Source organism: Tepidimonas thermarum, from assembly GCF_007556705.1.
GTDB classification, from domain to species: Bacteria; Pseudomonadota; Gammaproteobacteria; order Burkholderiales; family Burkholderiaceae_C; genus Tepidimonas; species Tepidimonas thermarum.
Genome location: NZ_VJOL01000006.1, coordinates 1 through 18584 on the forward strand (window position 1 = coordinate 1; position 18584 = coordinate 18584).

Sequence of the window (18584 nt, forward strand, 5' to 3'; positions counted from 1 at the left end):
TTATTTCGACCAACTTGGCCTACCCCGACTCTCATGACCTCAACTTCTCGAACCGCCCGGTGCGGACCCGCATGCCGGGTGGTGTGGGAGGGGCTCGGTCAGGCATACTGACCGCCCCTATCCCTATTTGGTTGTCACGTCCCCCATGGCCCGCGCACGGGATGGATGTGGCTCGGAGGGCGTGCGCGCGGACTCGACGGCCGCGCGGGGCCGTCAACGGGTGGACGCTGCAGCGGGTTTGGCCTGGGCCGTGCGCACCGGGGGCTGTTTGCGGGTGGCCACCGGGCGCGCTGCCGCGTTGCGCGCCGCTGTGGTGGTCCGGGCCGCCTTGGCCTGGGGCGCCGCCGCGCGGGATGCCGTGGCCCGGGGGGCAGCCGCCTTGTCGCGCGGCACTTCGATGTGCAGTGTCTGACCGGCTTTGAGCCGCGCGTTGGCGCTGAGCTGGTTCCAGGCCGCCACGTCGGCCACGCGCACGCGATACCGCCGGGCGACGGTGGCCAGGGTGTCGCCGGCGCGGGCCTGGACGCGCACCCGCCGGGTGGGCGGGCGATCAGGTGCCAGCAGCAGCTGCGCGTTGTCGGCCAGGTGCTCCGGCACGTCGCGGTCGAGCTTGCCTTCCCGCGGCACCAGGATCGTCGAGCCGGCCCGCAGCCGCATGCGCGCCGGGATGCGGTTGATCTCCCGCAGCGCGCGCTCGTCCCAGCCCAGTTGGCGCGCCGCTTGCGCAGCCGTCATGTCCTGCGGGACGCGCCACGCGGTCCAACTGGCGGCAGGGCCGTCGTAGTGGCGCAGCCGCTGTGCGAACAGCAAGGCGTTGTCCCATGGCAGCAAGATTTCCGGCGTGCCGGCGGCCATGATCACGGGTTGGTGGTGCGACGGGTTCAAGGTGCGAAAGTCGGCTTCGCTGATCCCGGCCAGACGCGCCACCACCGCCACGTCGATGTCGCGGTCGATGCGCACGGTGTCGAAAAAGGGGTGGTTGCCGATCACGGGCAGCGCCACGCCGGGCTGCTGGCGCATTTGCACCAGGCGCTTGACCGCCAACAGTTTGGGCACGTAGTGGCGCGTTTCGTCGGGCATGCGCAAATCGGCGTAGCCCGTGCCCAGCCCGGCGGCCTCGTTGCGGCGTATGGCCCGCTGGACGTTGCCCTCGCCCCAGTTGTAGGCGGCCAGCGCCAGGTGCCAGTCGCCAAACATGCGGTGCAGGCGCTCCAGGTAATCGAGCGCCGCGCGTGTGGAGGCCAGCACATCGCGTCGGTCGTCGCGGAAGGCGTTTTGCTTGAGGTCGAAGTGCTTGCCCGTGGCCGGCATGAACTGCCACATCCCCGCCGCCTTGGCGTGCGAGACGGCTTGCGGGTTGAAGGCGCTCTCGATGAAGGGCAGCAGCGCCAGCTCCAGCGGCAGGTCACGGCGCTCCAGTTCCTCGACGATGTGGAACAGGTACTTGCTGGCACGGTCGGCCATGCGCTGCAGGTAGTCGGGCCGGCTGGCGTACCACTGCTCCCACTGCTGCACCCGCGGGTCGTCGAGGTCGGGCATGGCAAAGCCGCGTTCGATGCGTTCCCACAGGTCGTTGGGGGCGACGACGGTGGCCACGGGACGCAGGCTGGGCAGGGATGCCGGCTCGATCGCGGGCGGCGTGGCAGCGGCTGACGTGGACGGTGGCTCAGGCGTGCGCGCAAGCGCAGCCGCTGCCGGGTCATCGCCGGTCGGTGGGGCCGAGGAGGCCGGGGCGTTGGGGGCGCCGGCCGCGGCATCGTCACGGCCACCGGGCGTGGGCAGTGCGGCGCAGCCTGCCAGCACCGCAGCGCCCAGCAGCAGGGTCAGGTGTCGCCAAGCGGTCATCGAAAATCGTCCTTCCAGCGGCGCAGCGTGGCAAAGATCTCGACGTCGCTGTTGGCCGCGGGGTTGCGATGCCTGATCGCTTGGCGCACCGCAGGTTCCCGGCAGCGCAAAAACGGGTTGATGCGGCGTTCGGTGCCGATCGTGCTGGGCAGCGTGGGCGCGCCGCGTGCGCGGCGCGCCTCGCACGCTTGGGTGTAGGCGGCCAGATCGGGGTTGCCCGGCTCCACCACGTGCGCAAAGCGCAGGTTGGACAGGGTGTACTCGTGGGCGCAGCAGACCCGGGTGTCGTCGGGCAGGGCCGCCAAGCGGTCCAGCGAGGCCAGCATCTGCGCAGGCGTGCCTTCGAACAGGCGGCCACATCCGCCGGAAAACAGCGTATCCCCGCAAAACAGCCAGCGCGGGCCCGCGGGCGCTTCGTTGACATAGGCCACGTGGCCAGCGGTGTGCCCCGGCACCGCCAGCACGCGCCAGGTGTGGCCCAGTGCCTGCACCGCATCGCCATCGCCAACCGGCTCCACCGGCTCGGGCAGGGCTTCGCCCGCGGGGCCCACCACGCGACAGCCGGTGGCGGCGCGCAAAGCCGCCACGCCGCCGACGTGGTCGGCATGGTGGTGGGTGATCCAGATGCCTTGCAGGGTCAGCCCCCGTTGCTGCAAGGCGCGGCGCACCGGAGCGTCGTCACCAGGGTCCACCACCCAGGCGCAGCGGCCATCGTGCACCAGCCAGATGTAGTTGTCGCTCAAGGCGCCCAACGGCTCCACGGTCAGCGGGCCGGCTGCCGTCGCGGACGATACCATTGTCATATGGCGATGATAGCCGGCGATGACGCCGTGGTCGACCGCTTTCTTGACGCGCTCTGGCTCGAAGATGGGCTGGCGCCGCGCACGCTGGCGGCTTACCGCAGCGACGTGCAGGCGTTCCGGGCCTGGCTGGGGCGCACCGGCGTGGGGCTGCTCGGGGTGGGCGCGGCCGAGGTGCAGGCATACCTGGCGCACCGCTTGCCGGGCAGCCGGGCCAGCTCCAGCAACCGGCGCCTGACGGTGCTGCGACGGTTTTACCGCTGGGCGCTGCGCGAGGGGCTGGTGCGGGCCGACCCGACGCTGACGCTGCTGTCCGCCAAGCGCCTGCTGCGCGTGCCCAAGACGCTGACCGAAGCGCAGGTCGAGGCCTTGCTGGTCGCCCCCGACGTGTCGCTGCCGTTGGGGCTGCGCGACCGCGCCATGCTGGAGCTGATGTACGCCAGCGGCCTGCGCGTGAGCGAGCTGGTGGCGCTGCGGCTGTTCGAGGTGAGCCTGCCCGACCAGGTGCTGCGCGTCACCGGCAAAGGCGACAAAGAGCGGCTGGTGCCGTTTGGCGATGTGGCGGCCGAGTGGTTGCGGCGCTACCTGGCCGAGGCGCGCCCGGTGCTGATGGCGGGCCGCTCCGGGGATGACCTGTTTGTGACCGAGCGCCACGGCAGCGCCATGACCCGGGTGATGTTTTGGATGCTGGTCAAGCGCTATGCGCGCGCCGCGGGCATCACGGCGCCTCTGTCGCCGCACACGCTGCGCCACGCCTTTGCCACCCATTTGCTCAACCACGGTGCCGATTTGCGCGCGGTGCAGCTGCTGCTGGGCCACGCCGACATCTCCACCACCACCATCTACACCCACGTGGCGCGCGAGCGCCTCAAAGCGTTGCACGCGCGGCACCACCCGCGCGGCGGGGCAGCGGCGTAAGCGCCGGGTCACCCCTTCGGGTAAATCCTGAGGCGCAGCGCCGGGGCAGCCCCGTTACACTTCCATATTAGAACGAACGGTCGTTCTTTTTTGGGACGGGTATGCGCAGAATCCACGATTGGCCCCTGGCCACCAAGCTCTGGGTCGGGGTGGCGGTGCTGCTGCTGACGCTGGCCACGGTGGTGGCTGCGGTGATCGTGCGCTCGGTGCGCTCGACGCACGCGGCCCAGGCGCAGGTGGCGCAGCAGACCGACCGGGTGTTTGCCGCTGCTCAGTGGGCCGCCTTGAGCGAGGCGCGGCTGCTGGCCGAGGTCGGGGCCGCCACCGCGCGTGATCCGGTGGCCCTGGAACTGCAGCGCGCCACGGCGCGGCAGGCACATGCGCAGGCCGCGCAGTGGCAGCAGCGCGTCCAGGCACTGGCCGAAGGGACGCCGCACCGCCCCGCGGTCGAGCAGATCCTGGCGTTGCAGCAGCAGGCCGATAGCGCGTTGGCGGCGGTGTTGCGGGTGTACCGGGAGGGGCAGGCAGCCGTTGCAGCGTTCGGTGCAGTGCGCGCACGAAATCGCCCGTGGCGATCTGTCCCATGCCCTGGTGGCCGATCGGCAGGACGAGTTTGGCGCGTTGCTGCGTGCACTGGAGACGATGCGCGCGCGGCTGGCGCGTGTCGTCAGCGGCGTGCGCGATGGGGCCCAGCGGGGGCACGGCGCCGCGGCCGAGATCGCGGCGGGCAACCAGGATTTGTCAGCCCGCACCGAACGCACCGCCACCAGCCTGCAACAGACCGCGGCGCGCATGCAGCAGGCCACCCAGGAGTGGCAGGCGTTGGCTGAAGCCGCGCAGCAGGCGTTGATGGCAGCCGACCGCGCGGCCGCCTCGGCCGAGCAGGGCGGCCAGCAAGCGCAGCAGGCGGTGCAATCGATTCAGGCGGCGGCGCGCGCCAGCGAACGCATTGCCGACATCACGGGCATGATCGACAGCCTGGCGTTTCAGACCAACATCCTGGCGCTCAATGCCGCGGTGGAGGCGGCGCGCGCGGGCGAAGCCGGACGGGGCTTTTCCGTGGTGGCGGGGGAGGTGCGGCAGCTCGCCCAGCGCAGCGCCCAGGCGGCCAGCGAAATCAAGCGCCTCATCGAGGCCAGCGTGCAGGCGGTCAACCAGGGCACGTCGCAGGTGGGGCTGGCCGGCGAGGTGATCGAGCGTCTGCGCCAGGAGGTGCTGGGCCTGCACGAGGCCATGGACCACATGCACGGGGCCAGCCAACGGCAGGCGGCCACGGTGGCGGACATCAACCACACCTTGGCGGCGCTCGACCAGGACACGCAGCACAACGCGGCCCTGGTGGAGCAGACGGCGGCTGCCGCGGCGGCGCTGTCGCAGGAGGCGGCGCGCCTGGGCGAGGCGGTGCAGGGCTTTGCGCTGTCGGCCGCGGTTGCGCCCAACGCCTTGGCGCTGGACGGTGCTCAGGCCACCGTTTGGGTCAGGTAATCGAGCTCGGCAGCGCTAAAACCCGCGCGCAGCCGGGCCTCGGTGTTGAGCGGGGGCTTGGGGCGGGGCGCACGGTGCAGGCGCACCAATTGGCGAAAGTGCGCCAGGGGCTCCAGCCCCCTTTGGTCGCACAGCCAGTGGTACCAGCGGTTGCCGATGGCCACGTGGCCCACCTCGTCGCGCAAGATGAGGTCGAGGATCGCGCAGGTCCGCTGGGCCGCGGGCGTGCCGGCGCGGCGCAGCTTGGCCTGAATCAGCGGGGTGGCGTCCAGCCCGCGCGCCTCCAGCGTGCGCGGCACGAGCGCCATGCGCGCCACGATGTCGTGGGCCGTGCGGTCGCACATGGTCCACAGGCCATCGTGCGCCTCGAAGTCGCCATAGTCCCAGCGCTGTCCGTCGGGGCCGTGCAGCGTGCGCAGGTGCTCGCGCAGCAGCGAGAAGTGCAGCGCTTCCTCCGCCGCCACGCGCAGCCAATCGCGGTAGAAGGCATCGGGCATGCCCGCAAAGCGCCACACGGCATCCAGCGCCAGGTTGATCGCGTTGAACTCGATGTGGCACAGGGCGTGGACGAGGGCCGCGTGCCCCTCCGGCGTGAAGGGGGAGCGCGCCGGGACCGCGCCGGGTTCGATCAAGACGGGGCGCAATGGCCGCCCGGGCAGCGGCCGTTGCGGCGGCGGGGTCAAGGCCGCCACCGGATCGACCCAGGGGCGGCCGGCGGCGGCATCCGCCTGCACGCGCTGCCACAGGGCCTGCACACCGCTGACTTTGGCCTGCGGGTCGGCTTGCGTGAGCCAGTGCAGCGCCTGCGCGCGCGCCTCGGCTGCCCCGGGCAGACCCGCGGGGGGCGGGGTGGACGTGGTGGGATGCATCCGTACAATTCTACGAATGAGCATCTACCAACTCGATGACATCGCCCCCGACGTGCACCCGTCGGTGTTCGTGGCCGACACCGCCCGGGTGATCGGGCGCGTCGCCCTGGCCGAAGACGCCAGCGTTTGGTTTGGGGCGGTGCTGCGCGGGGACACCGACCCGATCACGGTCGGGCGTGGCAGCAACATCCAAGACGGCAGCGTGCTGCACGCCGACATTGGCTACCCCTTGACCATTGGCGCGCACGTCACCGTGGGGCACCAGGTGATGCTGCACGGCTGCACCATCGGGGATGAGTCGCTGATCGGCATCGGGGCGGTGGTGCTCAACGGCGCGCGCATCGGGCGGCATTGTCTGGTCGGCGCCGGCGCCCTGGTCACCGAGGGCAAGGCATTTCCGGACGGCTCCATGATCCTGGGCAGCCCGGCCAAGGTGGTGCGCCAGCTCACGCCCGAGCAAATCGAGGGCCTGCGCTGGAGCGCGCGCCACTACATCGAAAACGCGCGCCGCTTCAAGGCCGGCCTCAAGCGCATCGGCTGAAGGGGCGGGCGTGTCCGAATTGCACAAATTTTTGTTTGACGGCGTGCCCGTGCGCGGCGCGCTGGTGCGCTTGACCGACGGCTGGCAGGAGCTGCTGCGCCGGCGCGAAAGCGCCGGTGGCTACCCGTCGGCGGTGGTCGAGCTGCTGGGCGAGATGACGGCGGCTGCGGTGCTGCTGCACAGCAACATCAAGTTTGCCGGGGCGCTGGTGTTGCAGATTTTTGGTGATGGGCCCGTCAAGGTGGCCGTGGCCGAGGTGCAGCCCGACATGGCGTTTCGTGCCACGGCCAGCGTGCGCGGGGAGGTGGCCACGGGCGTTGCGCTGTCGCATCTGGTCAATGTGCTGGGACAGGGGCGCTGCGCGATCACCTTGGACCCGCGCGAACGCCAGCCGGGGCAAAAGGCCTACCAGGGCGTGGTGCCGCTGGTGGATGCCCGTGGGCGGCCGCTGGAAGCGCTCAGCGACGTCATTGGCCACTACATGCGGCAAAGCGAGCAGCTCGACACGCGCTTGGTGCTGGCGGCCAATGCGTCGGTGGCGGCGGGGCTGTTGATTCAGCGCATGCCCGCGACGGGCGAGGGCAACCTGTCCGGCACGGCGGCAGTCGCCGACGACGCCGATGCGCTGGGTGCCAACGAGGACTTTCACCGCATCGCCACGCTGGCGTCCAGCCTGACGCGGCAGGAGCTGCTGACGCTGGACGCCGACACCATCTTGCACCGCCTGTTTTGGCAGGAAGGGCTGCTGCGGCTGCCGCCGTCCAGCCCGCAGCAGGCGCACCCGCACTTTGCCTGCACCTGCTCGCGCGAGCGCGTGGGCGGCATGCTGCGCGCACTGGGCGTGGACGAGGTCGAGGCGATCCTGGCCGAACAAGGCGATATCGACGTGGCATGCGATTTCTGCGGCCAGCACTACCGCTTCGATGCGGTGGACGCGGCCCAGCTGTTCTTGGCACAAGACCAGCAGCCGCCCACGTCGCCGCGCATGCAGTAAGGCCGCGCGGCGCGCGGTGCACGGCGGCGTGTTCGGCCACAACGTGCGGCCGCCGGCTGGTGCCCCGCCGTCACCGGGACGGCTGCTCGCCGGCGCTGCGGACCGCGGGCGACGCAGCGGTGGCCGGCGACTGGATTTGCACGAAGATTTCGTTGGGCTTGACCATGCCCAATTCCTGGCGGGCGATTTCTTCGACGGTTTCGACCCCTTCGCGCAGGTCCCGCACCTCGGCGGCCAAGCGCTCGTTGCGCAGCCGCGCGGCCTCGTTGGCCTGTTCCTGGGCGGCGAGTTCGCGCCGCAGGGCCTCGACCTGCGACACGTTGCCCCAGCCCCACCAGAGTTGCGCGTGGACCACGGCCAGCAGCACCAGCAGCACGGCCGTGACCCAGCGCCCGCCCATGGTGGGTCCTCAGCGCAGGTTGTAGAACGCGTCGCGACCCGGGTACACGGCGACATCGCCCAGGTCTTCTTCGATGCGCAGCAGCTGGTTGTACTTGGCCATGCGGTCGCTGCGGCTCATCGAGCCGGTTTTGATTTGCCCGGCGTTGGTGCCCACCGCGATGTCGGCGATGGTGCTGTCCTCGGTCTCGCCCGAGCGGTGGCTGATGACCGCCGTGTAGCCGGCGCGCTTGGCCATCTCGATCGCGGCGAAGGTCTCGGTCAGGGTGCCGATTTGGTTGATCTTGATGAGGATCGAGTTGGCGATGCCCTTTTGGATGCCTTCCTTGAGGATCTTGGTGTTGGTGACGAACAGGTCGTCGCCGACGAGCTGCACCTTGCGGCCCAGGCGCTCGGTCAACAGCGCCCAGCCGTCCCAGTCGCCCTCGGCCATGCCGTCTTCGATGCTGATGATGGGGTATTTGTCGCACCAGGTGGCCAGGATGTGGGTCCACTCTGATGCGTCCAGCACCAGCCCCTCGCCGCTGAGGTGGTATTTGCCGTCGCGGAAAAACTCGCTCGAGGCGCAGTCCAGCCCCAACGCGATTTGGCTGCCGGGGGTGTAGCCAGCCTTGTCGATGGCTTCGAGGATGAGCTGAATCGCCGCTTCGTGGTTGGCCACGCTGGGGGCAAAACCGCCTTCGTCACCGACGGCCGTGCTCATGCCACGGTCGTGGATGATTTTTTTGAGCGCGTGAAACACCTCGGCGCCCCAGCGGATCGCCTCGCGCAAAGAAGGCGCGCCCACCGGCAGGATCATGAACTCCTGCAGGTCCAGGTTGTTGTTGGCGTGCGCGCCGCCGTTGATGACGTTCATCATCGGCACGGGCAGGGTGGTGGCAGCGCTGCCCCCAAAGTAGCGGTACAGCGGCAGGCCGGATTCTTCGGCCGCGGCGCGCGCCACCGCCATGCTGACGGCCAGCATGGCGTTGGCGCCCAGGCGCGATTTGTTGTCGGTGCCGTCGAGCTCGATGAGCGTGCGGTCCAGGAACGCCTGCTCCGAGGCGTCGAGGCCGAGCACGGCTTCGCTGATTTCGGTGTTGATGTGCTCCACGGCCTTGAGCACCCCCTTGCCCAGGTAGCGGGCGGGGTCGCCGTCGCGCAGCTCGATGGCCTCGCGGCTGCCGGTGGAGGCGCCCGAGGGCACGGCGGCGCGGCCCATGACGCCCGACTCCAGCAGCACGTCGCATTCGACGGTGGGGTTGCCGCGGCTGTCCAGAATCTCGCGGCCGACGATATCAACGATGGCGCTCATGCGTGGGGTTCCTTGTGGATCGTGGGGATGGTAAAAACGTTGGCGGGCGGTGTGGCATCAGTCCCCGACGCCTTCGACCGCGACCATGCGCATGATGGCCGCGCCCTCGCGCGCAGCGCGGGCACGGCGGTATTCGGGCGAATCGTGAAAGGCGCGCGCGGCCTCGAGCGAGGGAAACTTCAGCACCACGGTGCGACCCGGGTTCCAGTCGCCTTCGAGCACCTCGACGCGGCCGCCGCGCACCAACACCTCGGCGCCGTGGGCCTGGATGGCCGCAGTGGACCAACGCTTGTATTCCTCGTACTGCTGCGGGTTGGTCACGGTGACCGAGGCGATGATGTAGGCGCAGGGCATGGTGGTTGGGGGGCGTTGGGGCGCTTGGGGTGGCGATTACGTGGCGAAGTCGGTTTCCAAAAACCCTTGCCGTTTGGTTACCTGGTCGAGCGCCAGCAGGGTTTCGAGCAGGGCGCGCATGTGCTTGAGCGGCACGGCGTTGGGACCGTCGGAAAGCGCCCGCGCGGGGTCAGGGTGGGTTTCCATGAACAGACCCGCCACGCCGACGGCGACGGCGGCACGCGCCAGCGGGGGCACGAACTCGCGCTGCCCGCCGGAGCTGCTGCCCTGACCGCCCGGCAGCTGCACGCTGTGGGTGGCGTCGAACACCACAGGGGCGCCGGTCTCGCGCATGATCACCAGGCTGCGCATGTCCGACACCAGGTTGTGGTAGCCAAAGCTCACGCCGCGCTCGCAGGCCAAAAAGTTGTCCTCGGGCAAGCCCTTTTCGCGCGCGGCGGCACGGGCCTTGTCGATGACGTTTTTCATGTCCTGCGGCGCCAGGAACTGCCCTTTTTTGATGTTGACCGGCTTGCCCGACTGCGCCACGGCGCGGATGAAGTCGGTTTGGCGGCACAAAAAGGCGGGCGTCTGCAGCACATCCACCACGGCGGCGACCTCGGGCACCTCGGCCTCGGTGTGCACGTCGGTCAGCACCGGCACGCCGATGTCGCGCCGCACCTTGGCCAGGATCTCCAGACCCTTGGCCATGCCGGGGCCGCGAAACGACGCACCGCTGGAGCGGTTGGCCTTGTCGTAGCTGCTCTTGAAGATGAAGGGAATGCCCAGCTCGGTGGTGATTTCCTTGAGCCGACCGGCGACGTCCATTTGCAGCGCTTCGCTCTCCACCACGCACGGGCCGGCGATCAGAAAAAACGGCCGGTGCAAGCCGACGTCGAAGCCGCACAACTTCATGCCTGCGCCTCCTGCCGCTGGTGTTCCAGCGCCGCCGCGATGTAAGCGTTGAACAGCGGGTGGCCTTCCCACGGCGTGGATTTGAACTCGGGGTGGAACTGCACACCCATGAACCACGGGTGCACGTCCTGCGGCAATTCGATGATCTCGGTGAGTTGCTCGCGCTGGGTCAGCGCCGAAATCACCAGACCCGCCGCGCGCAGGCGGTCCAGGTATTGGGTATTGGCCTCGTAACGGTGGCGGTGGCGTTCGGTGACCACCGGGCCGTAGATGCGGTAGGCCAGCGTGCCCGGCAGCACGTCCGCGCTTTGCGCGCCCAGGCGCATGGTGCCGCCCAGTTCGGTGTTGGCGTCGCGCTTTTGCAGCGTACCGTCGGCGTCCAGCCATTCGTCGATCAGCGCAATCACCGGGTGCGGGGTGTGCGGGTCGAACTCGGTGGAGTTGGCGCCCTCCAGCCCCGCGACGTGGCGGGCGAACTCGATCGTGGCCACCTGCATGCCCAGGCAAATGCCCAGGTAGGGGACGCGGTGTTCGCGCGCGTAGCGGGCGGCGCGGATCTTGCCTTCCACGCCACGCTTGCCAAAGCCACCCGGCACCAGGATGGCGTCGTAGCCGCGCAAGCGCTCGGCGACGTTGTCGTCTTCGAGCGTTTCGGAGTCGATGTAATCGATGGCCACGCGCACGTGGTTCTTCAGCCCAGCGTGCCGCAGCGCCTCGTTGAGCGACTTGTAGCTGTCCGACAGGTCCACGTACTTGCCCACCATGGCGATGCGCACCTCGCCCTGCGGATGCTCGACCTCGTAGACCAGGTCGTCCCAGCGCTTGAGGTTGGCCGGTGGCGTGTGCAGGCGCAGCTTGTCGCAGATCAGGCCGTCGAGTCCCTGCTCGTGCAGCACGCGCGGCACCTTGTAGATGGTGTCCACGTCGGGCATGGAGATGACGCCCCACAGCGGGACGTTGGTGAACAGGCTGATCTTTTCCCGCTCGTCGGCGGGGATGGCGCGGTCGGCGCGGCACAGCAGCGCATCGGGCTGGATGCCGATTTCGCGCAGCTTTTGCACCGTGTGCTGGGTTGGCTTGGTCTTGAGCTCGCCGGCAGCCGCGATCCACGGCACGTAGGTCAGGTGCACGAAGGCCGCGTGGTTGGGGCCCAGGCGCAGGCTCATCTGGCGCACCGCTTCCAGGAACGGCAGCGACTCGATATCCCCGACGGTGCCGCCGATTTCGACGATGGCCACGTCCATGCCTTCGGCGCCGCGTTGGATGAAGGTCTGGATCTCGTTGGTGACGTGCGGGATGACCTGCACCGTCTTGCCCAGGTAGTCGCCGCGGCGCTCTTTCTCGAGCACGGACTTGTAGATCTGCCCGGTGGTGAAGTTGTTGGCCCGCTTCATCCGGGTGGTGATGAAGCGCTCGTAGTGGCCCAGGTCCAGGTCGGTCTCGGCACCGTCGTCGGTGACGAACACCTCGCCGTGCTGGAACGGGCTCATGGTACCCGGATCGACGTTGAGATAGGGGTCGAGCTTGATGAGCGTGACCTGCAGACCGCGCGATTCGAGCAACGCGGCCAGCGACGCGGACGCGATCCCCTTGCCCAGGGACGACACCACGCCGCCAGTGACAAACACGTATTTGGTCATGACGTAGGGCGGACCGCGTACCGGCCCGTCGGTGGAAAGGCCGATTATAAAAGCCGCGCCCGCCGACGGGCCTGGGCGCGGCGGGTATATAGTGCGTGCGCATGAAGGAACTCGACGGCAAGCACATCGTACTGGGGCTGTCCGGCGGCATCGCCTGCTACAAGTCGGCGCAGCTGTGCCGGCTGCTGGTGCAAGCGGGCGCGCGCGTGCAGGTGGTCATGACCGAGGCGGCCTGTCAGTTCATCACCCCGGTGACGATGCAGGCGCTCAGCGGCGAGCCGGTGGTCACCACCCAGTGGGACCTGCGCGCCCCCAACGCCATGGCGCACATCAACCTGGGGCGGGCGGCGGACGCCATCGTCATCGCCCCGGCCAGCGCCGATGTGATCGCCCAACTGGCCCAGGGCCGCGCCGCGGAGATTTTGACGCTGCTGTGCCTGGCCCGGCCGCTGGGGCGCACGTCGCTGCTGCTGGCCCCGGCCATGAACCGCGAGATGTGGGCCCACCCCGCCACGCAGCGCAACGTGGCGCAGGTGCGCGCCGACGGCGCTGTGGTGTTGGACGTCGGCCAGGGCGAACAGGCCTGCGGCGAAGTGGGCGATGGCCGCATGCTGGAGCCGCAGGACATCCTGGAAGAGCTGGTGGCCCATTTGCAGCCCAAGGTGCTGGCCGGCCAGCGCGTGCTGGTGACGGCGGGGCCGACCTTCGAGGCCATCGACCCCGTGCGCGGCATCACCAACCACAGCAGCGGCAAAATGGGCTTTGCCATCGCCCGCGCGGCGCACGAGGCGGGCGCCGACGTCACGCTGGTGGCCGGGCCGGTGGCGCTGCGCACCCCGCGTGGGGTGCGGCGGGTGGATGTGCAGTCGGCGCTGCAAATGCACGCTGCGGTGATGGCCGAAGTCGAGCGTGCGACGGTGTTCGTGGCGGCGGCCGCCGTGGCCGACTGGCGCCCGGCACAGGCGGCGGCGCACAAGCTCAAAAAGGACGGCTCGGGTCAGCCGCCACCGCTTGCCTTCGTCGAAAACCCCGACATCCTGGCCACCGTGGCAGGGCTGCCGCGCGCGCGCCGCGGCGAGCTCTACTGCGTCGGCTTTGCCGCCGAGAGCCACGATCTGCTCGCGCACGCGCAGGCCAAGCGCGCGCGCAAGGGTGTGCCGCTGCTGGTCGGCAACATCGGCCCGGCCACCTTCGGCCGCGACGACAACGCCCTGCTGCTGGTGGACGAGCACGAGGTGGTGGAATTTCCGCCGGCGCCGAAGATCACGCTGGCGCGCCAGCTCGTGGCCGAGATCGCGCGCCGGCTGCGCGCCGAACACGCGCACTGAAGGCGCGCCCCCGACCCAGGTCGGGGGCCGCCGCCGCGGGGGCCGGTTGTCGCGGCGTCAACCCGCCGCCGGTCGGATGCGGAACCACAGCGCATAGAGCGCCGGCACGAACAGCAGCGTGATCAGCGTGCCCACCGCCACCCCGCCAATCAGCACGTAGGCCAGCGGACCCCAGAAGCTGTCCTGCGTCAGCGGCACGAAGGCCAGCACCGCCGCCAGCGCCGTCAGCACCACCGGGCGCGCGCGTTGCACCGCGGCTTCGACCACGCCCTCAAACGCGGGCATGCCCGCTTCGAAGTTGTCGCTCACCTGCTGGGTCAGGATCAGCGTGTTGCGCATCAGGATGCCCGCCAGCCCGGTCAGCCCCAGCAGCGCGACGAAGCCAAACGGCTGCCGGAACACCAGCAGCGCGATCACCGCGCCGATGAGGCCCAGCGGCGCCGTGGCCACCACCATGAAGGTGCCGGCGAACGAGCGCATTTGCAGCATGATGAAGATGAGCATTGCCGCCACCATCACCGGCTGCAGCTTCTGGATCGAGGCGTCGGCCTTGCCCGATTGCTCCACCGAGCCGCCGATGGCCACGCGGTAGCCCGGAGGCAAGTCGGCGCGCACGGCCTCGAGCGCCTTCCACACCGCGTTGGTCACATCGTTGGGTTGGGCGCCGCGCACCTCGGACTGCACGGCAACGAACGGCTCGCGGTTGTAGCGCTTGATCACCGGCTCCTCATAGCGCACCTCGAGTGTGCCCAGTTGCGACACCGGCAGCTTGCGGCCATCGCGGTTGAGCAGCTCCAGCCCCGCCAGCGACTGCACGTCCAGCCGCTGCCCGCCCACCGCCCCGCGCGCGATCAGCTCGACGCTGCGGGTGTCGCGCCGCAGTTGGGTGACGGGCACGCCGTCGAGCAGGAATTGCAGCTGCTGCGCCACATCCTGCGGCGTCAGCCCCATGAGGCGCAGCCGCTCGGCGTCGGCGCGCAGGTGCAGCACGGGCGCGCGCTCGTCCCATTCCAGGTGCGGATCGACCACATGCGGGTTGGCGGCCATCACCTCGCGCACCCGGTGGGCAATCGCGCGCACCTGAACGGGGTCAGGGCCAAAGACGCGGAATTGCACCGGCCACGCCACAGGCGGGCCGTAGAGCAACCGTGCCACCCGGATGCGCGCCTGCGGGAATTCGCCCTTGCGGATGTGTTCCTCCAACGTGGCGATGACGCGGTCGCGCGCCGCTTCGTCATGCGCCAGCGCGATGATCTTGCCAAAGGCGGTGTTGGGTGGCTCGGGGTTGGCGGAAATGAAAAACCGCGGCGCACCGGCTCCGACGTAGGACGACAGGGTTTTGACCTCGGGCATGGGGGCGAGGATCGCCTCCAGCTGGCGCACCGTCTGGTCGGTCACGCCAATGGCCGTGCCCTGCGGCAGGTAGACGCTTACCAGCACCTCGGTACGGTCCGAGCTGGGAAAAAACTGCTTTTGCACCACCGTGGCCATGCCCACGGCCGACAACACCAGCAGGCCCACCGTGCCCGCGACCACGCTTTTGCGGTGGATCACGCACCAGGCGATCACGGCGCGCAGGCGGCGGTACAGCGGGGTTTGGTAGAGCACATCGTGGCCGTGGTGCGTCCCCCTGGGGGCGTCGCGCAGCATCTTGACGCCCAGATAGGGCGCAAACACCACCGCCACCAGCCACGACACCAGCAGCGCAATGCCCAGCACCCAGAAGATGTTGCCAGCGTACTCGCCCACGCCGGAGCGGGCAAAGCCAATCGGCAAAAAGCCCGCGACGGTGACCAGCGTGCCAAACAGCATCGGCGCGGCGGTCACGTTCCAGGCGTGCGCCGCGGCGCGCACCCGGTCCCAGCCTTCTGCGATTTTGACCAGCATCATCTCCACCGAGATGATGGCGTCGTCCACCAGCAGGCCCAGCGAGATGATGAGCGCCCCGAGCGTGATGCGGTCGAGGTTGATGCCCATGAGCTTCATGACGAGAAAGCTGATGCCCAGGGTGACCGGCACCGCGATGCCGACGATGAGCCCGGCGCGCACCCCGATGGCGACCATGCTCACGCCCATGACCACCAGCACGGCGACCAGGAACTTGAGCTGAAACAGATCGACCGCTTTGCGGATCGCATCGGCCTGGTTGGTCAGTTGGGTGAGCGTCATGCCCAGGGGGAGTTCGGCCTTTTCGGCCTGCAGGTAGGCTTCCAGCCGTTGGCCCAGCGCCAGGCCATTCTCACCGGCGTTCATCACCACGCCAATGAGCACCGCGTCCTGCCCGCGCGCGCGCACCAGGTACGAGGGCGGATCCTCGTAGCCGCGGCGGATGGTGGCGATGTCGCCCAGGCGCACGACCTTGTTGCCAGCGCGGATGGGCACGCCGGCGAGCGCCTGCGGGTCGCTCAGGTCGGCGTCGAGCCGAATGTACAGGCGCGGGCCGTCGGTTTCCAGCCGGCCGGTGGGCACCAGCCGGTTGCTGGCGTCGATGGCCTCGAAGATGGCCTGCGGCGACACCCCCACGTTGACCAGCCGCGCGCTGTCGAACTCCACGTACATGCGCTCGGTGCGCTCGCCAATGATGACGGCCTTGTGCACACCCTCGATGCGCTGCAGTTGGTCGCGCAGGCGGTCGGCCTCGCGCGCCAGATCCGCCATGGGCAGGCCAGGGGCGGTCAGCGCCAAGAGGCTGAAATACACGTCGGCAAAATCGTCGTTGGCGATGGGGCCGATGACGCCCGGCGGCATCTCGCGCTGCGCGTCCCACATGCGCTTGCGCACCTGGTAGAACAGCTCGCGCACCTTGGCCTGTGGGGTGTAGTCGTGAAACTCCACCTGCAGCGTGGCCTGGCCGGGGCGCACCGTGGTTTCGATGCGGTAGAGGTATTCGACCTCCTGGATGCGCTTTTCCAGCCGGTCCACCACCTGTTGCTGCAACTGCTCGGGCGAGGCACCCGGCCAGGCGACGTTGACCTGCATGACGCGCACGGTAAAGGCCGGGTCTTCGGCGCGCCCCAGCGACGCAAACGCGTACAGCCCCGCCAAAATGGACAGGATCAACAAAAACAGGGTGACGGCACGCTCGCGCACCGCCAGCGCGGACAGGTTGGGCAGACTCATCGGGCCAGCTCCCGCACCGTCATCCCATCGTGCAGCAGGTGGGTGCCCAGGGCGACCACGCGCTCACCGGCCTGCAGCGGCCCAGCCACCGTGGCCTGTCGGTCGTCCACGGCGCGGACCTGCACCGCCACCGGGTCCAGCCGGCCATCGCGCAAGCGCCACACGCGCGGGCCTTGGCCGCGTTCGTCCAGCGCCCCCACGGGCACACGCCACAGCGCTTCGCCCGCGGCTGCGCCCGGCAGGGCAAAACGGGTGGCGACCACGCTGCCCAGCGCCACCGTGGGCGGCAGCTCCGCGACCGTGTAGCGGGCGCGCCGCGTGCGGCCCAGGGGATCGACGGCGGGCGCAGCCTCGCGCAGGCGCAGCGCGCGGCGCTGGCCGTCGGGCAGCAGGGCTTCGCCCTCGGCGGGTGGGGTCACGCCATCGGGAAAATGCACCTCCACCTCGCGCGCGCCCTGCTGGGCCAGCACCGCCACGGCCTGCCCGGCGGCCACCACCTGGCCGGGCTGGCCGGTGACGTCGATCAGCACCCCGGCCGCGGGGCTGCGCAGCACCGCATAGCCGCGCGCGTTGCGGGCCTGGGTCAGGCGCGCGCTGGCGGCGTCGCGCCGGCTTTGCGCTTCGCGCAGCGCAAGTTCTGCGCGCTCCAGCGCCTGCGCACTGACGAAGGCGCGCGCCTGCAGTTCGCGCACGCGCGCCAGCTCGCTTTGCGCCGTGCGCAGCGCCGTCTCGGCCGCCTCGGCGTCGGCTTGCGCCGCGCGCACCGCCTGCTCCAGATCGGCCGGGTCCAGCTCGAACAGCACCTGCCCGGCGCTGACCGTTTGCCCCGCGTCCACCCGCCGCGCGATGATGCGCCCGCCCACCTGAAACGCCAGCGGCGCCTCCACGTGTGCCCGCACCGTGCCAGACAAGCCCTGTGCCGCGCCACCGGCGGGCTCCACCGCCGCGGTGCGCACCAACGGCGGTGCGTCCGCTGCGGCAGGCGGGGCACCGCGCTGGCAGCCGGCAAGCGCGGCGCACAGCGCCAGCGTGGCCCACAGCGGGGCGTGGGCAGCGATGGTTCGGCTCGGCGTTTCAGGCATGGTGCGCAATCTCCCGAATATGGTCATAATTGAACGCGATCGTACAGTATCGTCGGCAACCCTGCAGCGCCATGACCGCATCCACCCACCGGGGGCGCCCCATCGACCGCGGCAAAGACCAGGCCATCCTGCGCGCGGCGCGCCGCCTGCTCAAGCACGAGGGGCCGCAGGCGCTCACCATGGAGCGTGTCGCCCAGGCGGCCGGCGTGTCCAAGGTGACGCTCTACCGCCGCTACCCCAACCGGCAGGCGCTGCTGGAAGCGGTGGTGGCGCTGGATGCGTCGCGGGTGTTCCGGGCGCTGCTGCGGCCGGCGGCAACGTCGGCCGATGTGCGCGCGCAGCTGGAGGCGTTCGTCGTCGATCTGGCGGGACTGCTGTGCGGGCCCGACCACCGGCGCTACATCCAGGCGCTGGGGGAGCTGCCGCGCGCCGGCTTGGACGTTGCCCGCATCTGGCGCCAGGGACCGGCGCGGGCGCATTCGATGCTGGTGCAGTTTTTACAGGGTGCCCAGGTGGCAGGCCATCTGCGTTGCGAGGACGTGGAGCAGGCTGCCGAGCTGCTGCTGGGCATGGCGGTGGGGCTGGACCTGGTGCGCTCGCTCTACCGCGTGCCGCTGGCGCGACAGCGCCTGGCGGTGCGCCGCGCGCACGCCACGCGCGTGGTGGAAGTGTTCTGGCACCGCTATGCGCTGGGGTCCGAAGCTTCGGGGGCAGCCGGGGCCCCCAGCAACGCGGCGCGCGCCGTCTGATCGTCCACACCGTCGACTTCGAGCCGCTTGAGGCGACTGGTGTGCCCTTGCACGATGCGCACGCGCGAACGCGCCACCCCGCAGCGCTGCGCGACGAAGGCGATCAACGCCTCGTTGGCGGCGCCATCGACGGGTGGGGCTTGCAATTGCACCTTGGGCTTGCCATCGTGCAAGCCCGCCACCCGCGTGTGGCGGGCACCCGGTTGGCAGTACAGGACGAGCGTGGCCATGGTGACGGGATCGGTGCGTGCGGCCGCATCATATCCTTTGAC

17 protein-coding genes are annotated in these 18584 nt (G+C 69.9%); 6 read left to right on the forward strand and 11 right to left on the reverse strand.

What is annotated here, in order from left to right:
- Positions 1–213: 213 nt before the first annotated feature.
- Both Tther_RS02740 and gloB read right to left on the reverse strand, forming a co-directional pair.
- Positions 214–1845, reverse strand: a complete 1632-nt coding sequence (locus tag Tther_RS02740; RefSeq protein WP_143900650.1) for a transglycosylase SLT domain-containing protein — start codon at positions 1843–1845, stop codon at positions 214–216.
- Positions 1842–2642: a hydroxyacylglutathione hydrolase gene (gene gloB / locus Tther_RS02745; protein ID WP_246098881.1), complete on the reverse strand. Its 801-nt coding sequence runs from the start codon at positions 2640–2642 to the stop codon at positions 1842–1844. Before gloB ends, Tther_RS02740 begins: the two co-directional genes overlap by 4 nt.
- A gap of 6 nt (positions 2643–2648) precedes the next feature.
- On the opposite strand from gloB, the gene xerD reads away from it, so the two are divergent.
- Together xerD and Tther_RS02755 are read left to right on the forward strand one after the other, a co-directional pair.
- Complete coding sequence (gene xerD / locus Tther_RS02750) at positions 2649–3563, forward strand: site-specific tyrosine recombinase XerD (protein WP_425472796.1); 915 nt, start codon at positions 2649–2651, stop codon at positions 3561–3563.
- Positions 3564–3941: 378 nt separating this feature from the next.
- On the forward strand, positions 3942–5048 hold the full coding sequence (locus tag Tther_RS02755) for a methyl-accepting chemotaxis protein (protein WP_143900652.1): 1107 nt from the start codon (positions 3942–3944) through the stop codon (positions 5046–5048).
- On the opposite strand, the gene Tther_RS02760 is transcribed toward Tther_RS02755, so the two are convergent.
- Positions 5024–5917, reverse strand: a complete 894-nt coding sequence (locus tag Tther_RS02760; RefSeq protein WP_143900654.1) for a ferritin-like domain-containing protein — start codon at positions 5915–5917, stop codon at positions 5024–5026. The two genes, Tther_RS02755 and Tther_RS02760, sit on opposite strands and share 25 nt — an antisense overlap.
- Before the next feature lie 16 nt (positions 5918–5933).
- Between Tther_RS02760 and Tther_RS02765 the strand changes: the two genes are divergently transcribed.
- Together Tther_RS02765 and hslO are read left to right on the forward strand one after the other, a co-directional pair.
- Entirely contained in the window at positions 5934–6458 is a 525-nt protein-coding gene (locus tag Tther_RS02765; protein WP_143900656.1) for a gamma carbonic anhydrase family protein, read from the forward strand.
- A 10-nt stretch (positions 6459–6468) separates the two neighbouring features.
- Positions 6469–7452 carry an Hsp33 family molecular chaperone HslO gene (gene hslO, locus Tther_RS02770; protein ID WP_143900658.1) on the forward strand — a complete coding sequence of 328 codons (984 nt, stop codon included), beginning with the start codon at positions 6469–6471 and terminating at the stop codon, positions 7450–7452.
- A 70-nt stretch (positions 7453–7522) separates the two neighbouring features.
- Here hslO and ftsB read toward each other — a convergent pair whose 3' ends face one another.
- From ftsB to Tther_RS02795, 5 genes are read right to left on the reverse strand one after another with little or no spacing between them, the layout of a single operon-like run.
- Positions 7523–7852, reverse strand: coding sequence for a cell division protein FtsB (ftsB, locus tag Tther_RS02775; protein WP_143900660.1), 330 nt, complete (start codon positions 7850–7852; stop codon positions 7523–7525).
- 9 nt (positions 7853–7861) lie between these two features.
- A complete protein-coding gene (eno, locus tag Tther_RS02780) occupies positions 7862–9145 on the reverse strand; it encodes a phosphopyruvate hydratase (RefSeq protein ID WP_143900662.1) in 1284 nt (427 codons plus the stop codon).
- A 57-nt stretch (positions 9146–9202) separates the two neighbouring features.
- Positions 9203–9499 (reverse strand): DUF1330 domain-containing protein, encoded by a 297-nt coding sequence (locus Tther_RS02785; protein ID WP_143900664.1) that lies wholly within the window; start codon positions 9497–9499, stop codon positions 9203–9205.
- A 36-nt stretch (positions 9500–9535) separates the two neighbouring features.
- Positions 9536–10393: a 3-deoxy-8-phosphooctulonate synthase gene (gene kdsA, locus Tther_RS02790; RefSeq protein ID WP_143900666.1), complete on the reverse strand. Its 858-nt coding sequence runs from the start codon at positions 10391–10393 to the stop codon at positions 9536–9538.
- Positions 10390–12033, reverse strand: a complete 1644-nt coding sequence (locus Tther_RS02795) for a CTP synthase (protein ID WP_143900668.1) — start codon at positions 12031–12033, stop codon at positions 10390–10392. The genes kdsA and Tther_RS02795 overlap by 4 nt, the downstream gene beginning before the upstream one ends.
- A 101-nt stretch (positions 12034–12134) precedes the next feature.
- On the opposite strand from Tther_RS02795, the gene coaBC reads away from it, so the two are divergent.
- Positions 12135–13361: a bifunctional phosphopantothenoylcysteine decarboxylase/phosphopantothenate--cysteine ligase CoaBC gene (gene coaBC / locus Tther_RS02800; RefSeq protein WP_143900670.1), complete on the forward strand. Its 1227-nt coding sequence runs from the start codon at positions 12135–12137 to the stop codon at positions 13359–13361.
- A gap of 57 nt (positions 13362–13418) precedes the next feature.
- Here coaBC and Tther_RS02805 read toward each other — a convergent pair whose 3' ends face one another.
- On the reverse strand, positions 13419–16481 hold the full coding sequence (locus Tther_RS02805) for an efflux RND transporter permease subunit (RefSeq protein ID WP_143900672.1): 3063 nt from the start codon (positions 16479–16481) through the stop codon (positions 13419–13421).
- The gene (locus tag Tther_RS02810; protein ID WP_143900674.1) at positions 16478–17563 is read right to left on the reverse strand and encodes an efflux RND transporter periplasmic adaptor subunit; all 1086 of its coding nucleotides are present in this window, start codon (positions 17561–17563) and stop codon (positions 16478–16480) included. Before Tther_RS02810 ends, Tther_RS02805 begins: the two co-directional genes overlap by 4 nt.
- A gap of 71 nt (positions 17564–17634) precedes the next feature.
- Here Tther_RS02810 and Tther_RS02815 point away from each other — a divergent pair, with 71 nt between their 5' ends.
- The gene (locus Tther_RS02815; RefSeq protein ID WP_143900676.1) at positions 17635–18312 is read left to right on the forward strand and encodes a TetR/AcrR family transcriptional regulator; all 678 of its coding nucleotides are present in this window, start codon (positions 17635–17637) and stop codon (positions 18310–18312) included.
- Here the strand turns inward: Tther_RS02815 and Tther_RS02820 are convergent.
- Positions 18246–18542, reverse strand: coding sequence for a DUF167 domain-containing protein (locus Tther_RS02820; RefSeq protein ID WP_143900678.1), 297 nt, complete (start codon positions 18540–18542; stop codon positions 18246–18248). The genes Tther_RS02815 and Tther_RS02820 overlap by 67 nt on opposite strands.
- Positions 18543–18584: the final 42 nt, after the last annotated feature.